This is a genomic window from Novosphingobium sp. 17-62-19 (assembly GCF_002256775.1).
Taxonomy (GTDB): domain Bacteria; phylum Pseudomonadota; class Alphaproteobacteria; order Sphingomonadales; family Sphingomonadaceae; genus Novosphingobium.
Genome location: NZ_NCII01000147.1, coordinates 1 through 6,359, shown reverse-complemented (window position 1 = coordinate 6,359; position 6,359 = coordinate 1). Strand labels below are relative to the sequence as shown.

Here is a 6,359-nt window from a genome sequence, read left to right as displayed (position 1 = left end):
ATCGCTACCCGCTATGAAAAGACCGATCAAAGCTACCGAGCAATGATCAATCTTGCCGCGCTCAGAATTGCTCTGCGGTAAATGTCCACAGGCCTTAGTGACCCAATGCTGACATTTGGCACCCTGTCGGATCGCGCGCGTTCAAACGCCGGAATCTTTTCGGACCACTAGCAATCTTATGATTTTACTGAATTTTACTGTTTTTGACATTTGCAGACTCAACCAGCACGGCTTCAAGCTTGGAAAACTGTCAGAGCCATCAGTTCATCGACGACCTCGTCATCCGATGCTTCCCTCTCGGTTGTGACAAAACCGAGAGGGACTACGGTGACTCATCATTTACCCCCCATCAAGATCACTTGATCTTCGCACGCATCCGCTTGGCCCGCTGGGCGGGATCGGGGTGGGTCCTGAGCAGGCCGATGCCGCCACCGCCGCCTAGCGCCGCCAGTTTGTCCATCGCGGTGGCGCAGGCTGGTTGCGGGTAGCTCTTGGCGGCCATGAAAGACAGCGCGTAATCATCGGCTGCCGTTTCAGCCGCCTGTGAATGCTGCGCGTTGATCGCGTTCCCGATCAGCCCGCCAAGCTCCGAGCTGGCAAGCCTGCGCACGCCGCTGCTGGCTGTACCTGCAACGCTCAGCGCTGCATCTTTTTGCAGCGCCATTTTCATCCGCTTCTTGCCGTGATCGAGCTTCACATGCCCGATTTCATGACCGATCACGCAACGCACTTCATCGTCGGTCATCTTGTCCATCAGCCCGGAATAGACCCGCACCGTGCCATCGCCCATCGCAAAGGCATTCACATCGTTGGCAAGGTATGCCTTGATGTTCAGGTTCAGCCCATCATAGCTGGCCAGCCCGGTGGTGAGTTTGGCCAGGCGGACGGCATAAGGGTTCTTGGCCGTGGCAACCGTGTTCTGCCGATCCATCTCAACCGACATCTGCGAGAAATAGGACACGATCTGCGCATCCGAAACCGTTGCGGCCTGCGCAACCTTCTTGGCCGAGCCAAGAATGTCGCCAAAGCTTTGCGAATGGGCCGGAACCGCCAGACCAAGCGCTACTGCCCCAGCCATACCGCCAACAGCAACCATCGGCGAAAGGTCGACCAGACGTTCCAATTTCCTGCGCATGTTATTCCCCTTTGCCACGCAGAATGCCCGCGCCAAGTCCGCTGGGCAACCCCGGACCTGACCATTTTGGATGCCAAGGCGAAGATCGCCACGCCTCGCCGCATCGCCCAAACCTTGCCAGCAACGCGCCGAATCGCCACACCAACGGCATGGCCCTGACCATCAGCCAACCCGCCCATGCCATCATGCTCACAGCCGCGCGCCGTGCCGCGCCGCTCGAAGCCTGCGGCCTGCTCCTAGGCACCGCCTCGCGCATCGAAATCGCCGTTCCCACTGCAAACATCGCACCCGACGCCACACGCGATTTCGAAATCGACCCTGCTGCGCTCATCGCCGCACACCGCGCCGCACGCGATGGCTCCGGCCCGCAGGTCGTCGGTTATTTCCACTCACACCCCAACAGCCTCACGCGCCCCTCTGCCACCGACGCGGCCAGCGCCGCACGCGATGGGCGGGTATGGGTGATCGTAGCTAATGACGCGATTACCTGTTGGCGCGATGGGGCAGATGGGTTTGAACCGCTTTCCTACTGCGTCGAGCAAGGCTAAGGCAGAGGTTGATGATGAGCACCAAGCCGCCCTTCCTCTGCACCAAGGCCGCTCCGGCGGACAATCAGCACGGGTATAAGCCGGGGTCGGCGAAGTTTCTCTGGACAGTGTAAACTGTGTAAACCCCTTCAGGAAAAAGGCGCGAAACCTGAACATGCCAGCCAATTCCCTTGATCTTGCCAGCCTGCTCTGCTCACGCCTCTGCCACGATCTGCTCAGCCCCGTGGGCGCGCTTTCCAACGGTCTGGAACTTCTCGCTGACGAGAAAGACCCTGAAATGCGCAAGCGGTGCATGGAACTGCTGGAACAGAGCGCCAAGGCTTCTGCCGACAAGCTCAAGTTCTTCCGCCTCGCCTTCGGTGCGGCGGGCGGCTTTGGCGAGGCCGTGCCAGTGGGCGAAGCGCGGGCGCTGGTCGATGCGCTTGCCGGAAGCAACGGGCGCGTGTCGGTAAACTGGATGTTTGGGGTGGACAGCCTTGGCAAACCGGCGGTCAAGACCCTGCTCAACCTTGCACTGATAGGCCTTGATGCGCTGGTGCGTGGTGGCACGCTCGATATTGGCGCTGAAGTTCGGGACGGCGTGGCCGAAATCGTCGTGCGCGCCGCCGGGCAGCGCGTGGCTTTCGATCAGGCAATCGGGCAAGCGCTGGAGGGCACGCTGCCGTCAGCCGAACTGTCCAGCCGCACCGCGCCCGCCGCCATGGTCCAGCAGCTTGCTGCATCGGTGAACGGTGCCGTGCAGGTGCATGTGACGGCGGAAAGCCTTGTCCTCGGCGCGGTCCTGCCGGTCACCTGATCCATGCGCCGCTGGCTCGTCCACCGCGAAGTGCCTTCGCCCAACTGGAACGAGCGCAAGTGCCCTGTGTCGATGGTGGTACTCCACTACACCGGCATGGAAAGCGCACAGGCAGCTTTGGATCGGCTGTGCGATCCGGCTGCAGAAGTGTCTGCGCATTACCTGATCGACGAGGACGGGACGGTGACCGGGCTTGTCGACGAAGCCAAGCGCGCGTGGCACGCAGGCCGGGGATCGTGGCGCGGGATCACCGATGTGAACTCGGCCAGCGTCGGCATCGAACTGGTCAACCCCGGTCACGAATTCGGCTACCGCCCCTTCCCCGATGCCCAGATCGAAGCATTGCTTCCGCTGCTGGCCGACATCGTGAAACGCCACAACGTGCCCCGCGCCAATGTCGTCGGCCATTCAGACATTGCGCCTGCCCGCAAAGAAGATCCCGGCGAACTGTTCCCGTGGGAACTCATCGCCCGCCACCACCTCTGCCTGCCCACGCCCAAGCGGGCAGCCGCGTCCTTCGTCAAGCTCAGGATGAGCGGGGGGAAGGCCGAGGAAAGTCCGGGCTCCACGAAACAAGGGTGGCGGGTAACGCCCGCCGGGCCTGAGGCTCACGCCAAAGGTCAAGGGAAAGTGCCACAGAGAGCAGACCGCTAATCCCGCAAGGGACAGCAAGGGTGAAAGGGTGCGGTAAGAGCGCACCGCGCGACCGGCAACGGAAGCGGCACGGCAAACCCCACCTGGAGCAAGATCGAATAGGGACTGCGCGCCTTTCGGGGCAGGCCTGTTTCGGGCCAGCAGTCCGGGTTGATTGCTTGAGCGTTCCGGCAACGGTCCGCCTAGAGGAATGGCTGCCAGTGCCGATACGGTCCACTTGTGGGATACCGTCGGCGCTACAGAACCCGGCTTACAGGCCCCCTGGCGCAACACCTGTTTCCTACATGCCCGCAAGGCGTTAGGAAGGCCTCATGTCCGGCGGCCATCATCACCATCATCACGACCATTCTCACAGTCACGCGCACGGCCACAGCCACGCCCCCGCCAGCTTCGGGCGCGCCTTTGCCGTCGGGATTGGCCTGAATCTCGCCTTCGTGGTGGTCGAGGCGGTCTATGGTGTCATCTCTGGCTCAATGGCGCTGGTGGCCGATGCCGGTCACAATCTTTCTGACGTGCTGGGCCTCATCATCGCGTGGGTCGCCAGCGTGCTGACCAAGCGCCCGCCGTCTGCGCGGTTCACCTACGGCTTCAAGTCCAGTTCGATCCTAGCTGCGCTCGGCAATGCCGCATTCCTGCTGGTGGCCTTGGGCGCGATTCTGGTGGAGACGATCCGGCGGCTGTTCGAGCCTGAACCCGTGGTTGGCGGCACGGTGATGATCGTCGCTGCGGTGGGCATCGTGATCAACACCGCCACCGCACTGATGTTCATGCGCGGGCGCGATCATGACCTGAACATTCGCGGCGCCTATCTGCACATGGCAGCAGACGCGGCGGTTTCGGCAGGCGTGGTTGTCGCCGGGCTGCTGATCATGCTGACCGGCCAGACCTGGATCGATCCCGTGACCAGCCTGCTGATTGTTGGCGTGATCGCGTGGGGCACTTGGGGCCTGCTCAAGGATTCGCTGCGGATGAGCCTGCTGGGCGTGCCCACCGGCATTGATGAGCGCAAGGTCCGCAGCTTCCTGCAAGCGCTCAACGGCGTCGAGGCCGTCCACGATCTGCACATCTGGTCGATGAGCACCACAGAGACGGCGCTGACCGCCCACCTCGTCATGCCAGGTGGTCATCCGGGGGACAGCTTCGTCCACAGCGTATCACACCAGCTGGACCATGATTTTTCAATCTGCCATTCCACGATCCAGATCGAAACGCTGAGTGGTGAAGATTGCAGGTTGGCAAGCCATCAGACCGTCTGACGGCTGCATTAAAAAGGCTGGGGTACAACCATACCTTCACTTCAGCGACAGGATTTGGTTTCCGCGCGCCGGACCTGATCCCTTCCTTCAGCCTTTGCCTGATAGAGCGCGTGGTCAGCATCCCGCAGAATATCGGCAGGCGAACGGTCATCTCCGATAAAACATGCCAGACCGAACGATGCCGTAATTTGCGGCAATTCACTGTTGTCCGATCTCATTTGCGTCGCCTTGATCTGCTCGCGCAGCAATTCGGCGCGGGCATAAGCTGCATCGGGAGCCAGGTCCGGCATCATGATGACGAACTCTTCACCACCATAACGACAGGCGACATCGCCCTTGCGAATGCTGTTGCCGATAGTCGATGCGAGATGACGCAGCACAATATCGCCCGCGTCATGACCCAACGTATCATTGATCGATTTGAAGTGGTCGATGTCAATCATGATAAGGCTGACAGGGGCACCGCTCCGGCGGCTCTTGGCAAACTCAAGATCCAGCACTTCTTCAAGATAACGGCGATTATGCAGCCCGGTCAGCGGATCGCGCAGCGACTGGTAACGCAAGCTTTCACGCAGGCGCAGGTTGACCAGCGCAAGCGCAAGGTTCTCGCACAATACCCGCATATCTTCCATGGCGCGGTCGGGGTTTTCGCCCTCCATATTGGCGGCGATGCCTTCCAGATAGAGCAGGCCTACGGTTTCCCCTTGGGCCGTCAGCGGAATGCACACATAGTCCTCGACAGCTTCGGGCGTCAGATGTCCGCAGGTCACATCGGTGGCAGTGTCAGCCACCACATGAAGCTGCCCTCTGCGCAGTGCCCAGCACTTTACCGGTGCAAATTCGTCCTGGCTTGATTTGCAATCACCCCAAGCCGCCACGCGGGACAGGACCGTCGATGAATTGTTCTGGAAATAAAGCGCGCCGCCCTTTATGTCGAACAACTGAGGGATAAACCGGCTGGCCAGCGTCACCAGTTCCTTCTGGTCAATGCAGGCTGGAAGGCGATGGGAAATCTTTGCCAGCGTTTCGCCGATCCTGCGCCGGTCAGCCAGTTCGCCATCGCTGCGATTAAGCATTTCTCCAATTTTGGATTCTGCCTCGTCACGTCGGATGATTTCATTGCGCATCCGCTGGCACATGGCCTGATATGTATCGCGGACTTCGCGAAATTCCCCAGCCAGTTGCGCAGCGATGTCATCAGGAATGCCCGATGCATCAGCCTTGCGCATGGCCGTGAGGATGATTTCAAGTGATCGCCGGATATAGCGACCAAGCGCGTACAGCGAAAACAGTGCCACCAAAACGCCGAGTGAAACCCCGACTATTGCCGTCCACTGACTTATGTTGAGGTACCAGGATACCGACCGGCGGCTTCTTTGGAAGTTGCCGTTCTGCTCTGAATCAAGTGCAAGCCCTGCCTGACGCAGCTGCTGCGCTTCAAACCGCCCTTCTTGCGACCTTATAAGAGCAAGTGCAGAATCAGTTCCGGAAACGTTAAGCCTTTCAAGCATTTCGATTTCAGCAAGGGCAGGACGCAATACGGCATCGATTCGTTCTGGCTGGACTACTGCACTGGAGCGCTTCAACCCTGCGACTTTGGCAACATCAGCCTTAGCCTGCGCCATATAGATGTTGAATTCCGTAAGATAAGCACGGCTTCCGGTCAGAAGATAAGCACGCTGCGCTGTTTCAGCATCAACAACTGATCTTTCAAGCTTGGCCGTCGTACGCAGGACATGGCGATACTGATGCATCTCTTCGAAAGAGTTCTGTGCAACCAGCGAAGTTGCAACCACTGCGATTGCCGTGGGAACCATCACAAGCAGGAGTATTGCAGCGATAATGAGCAATCGCCTCGTTATCGTCATTTTGGTCGTGTCCCGGTACGTGGTGTAGGTTCTGCCGGTAGCGAAGCTGACCGGACACGCGCTAATCGATAAAGCGCTGTAGTGTCCGGTCAGTTTCGCGGG

General features: G+C 59.8%; 5 protein-coding genes, 1 other RNA gene and 1 pseudogene. 5 read left to right on the top strand and 2 right to left on the bottom strand.

What is annotated here, in order from left to right:
- Positions 1-355 precede the first annotated feature (355 nt).
- Positions 356-1,135: a M48 family metalloprotease gene (locus tag B7X90_RS18235; protein WP_292626992.1), complete on the bottom strand. Its 780-nt coding sequence runs from the start codon at positions 1,133-1,135 to the stop codon at positions 356-358.
- Positions 1,136-1,158: 23 nt separating this feature from the next.
- Between B7X90_RS18235 and B7X90_RS18230 the strand changes: the two genes are divergently transcribed.
- The 5 genes and pseudogenes from B7X90_RS18230 (at position 1,159) to B7X90_RS18210 (ending at position 4,389) form a co-directional block, all read left to right on the top strand.
- A complete protein-coding gene (locus B7X90_RS18230) occupies positions 1,159-1,683 on the top strand; it encodes a M67 family metallopeptidase (RefSeq protein WP_366409909.1) in 525 nt (174 codons plus the stop codon).
- A 154-nt stretch (positions 1,684-1,837) separates the two neighbouring features.
- On the top strand, positions 1,838-2,479 hold the full coding sequence (locus tag B7X90_RS18225) for a histidine phosphotransferase family protein (protein WP_292626991.1): 642 nt from the start codon (positions 1,838-1,840) through the stop codon (positions 2,477-2,479).
- A 3-nt stretch (positions 2,480-2,482) separates the two neighbouring features.
- Positions 2,483-2,926: pseudogene (locus B7X90_RS18220) on the top strand (N-acetylmuramoyl-L-alanine amidase); the annotation flags it as partial.
- Positions 2,927-2,980: 54 nt separating this feature from the next.
- Positions 2,981-3,389, top strand: an RNA gene (gene rnpB, locus B7X90_RS18215) — RNase P RNA component class A.
- Between the two features lie 55 nt (positions 3,390-3,444).
- The gene (locus B7X90_RS18210) at positions 3,445-4,389 is read left to right on the top strand and encodes a cation diffusion facilitator family transporter (RefSeq protein ID WP_292626989.1); all 945 of its coding nucleotides are present in this window, start codon (positions 3,445-3,447) and stop codon (positions 4,387-4,389) included.
- 41 nt (positions 4,390-4,430) lie between these two features.
- Here the strand turns inward: B7X90_RS18210 and B7X90_RS18205 are convergent.
- The coding region (locus B7X90_RS18205) for a diguanylate cyclase (protein ID WP_292626987.1) at positions 4,431-6,359 on the bottom strand (1,929 nt) is incomplete at its 5' end.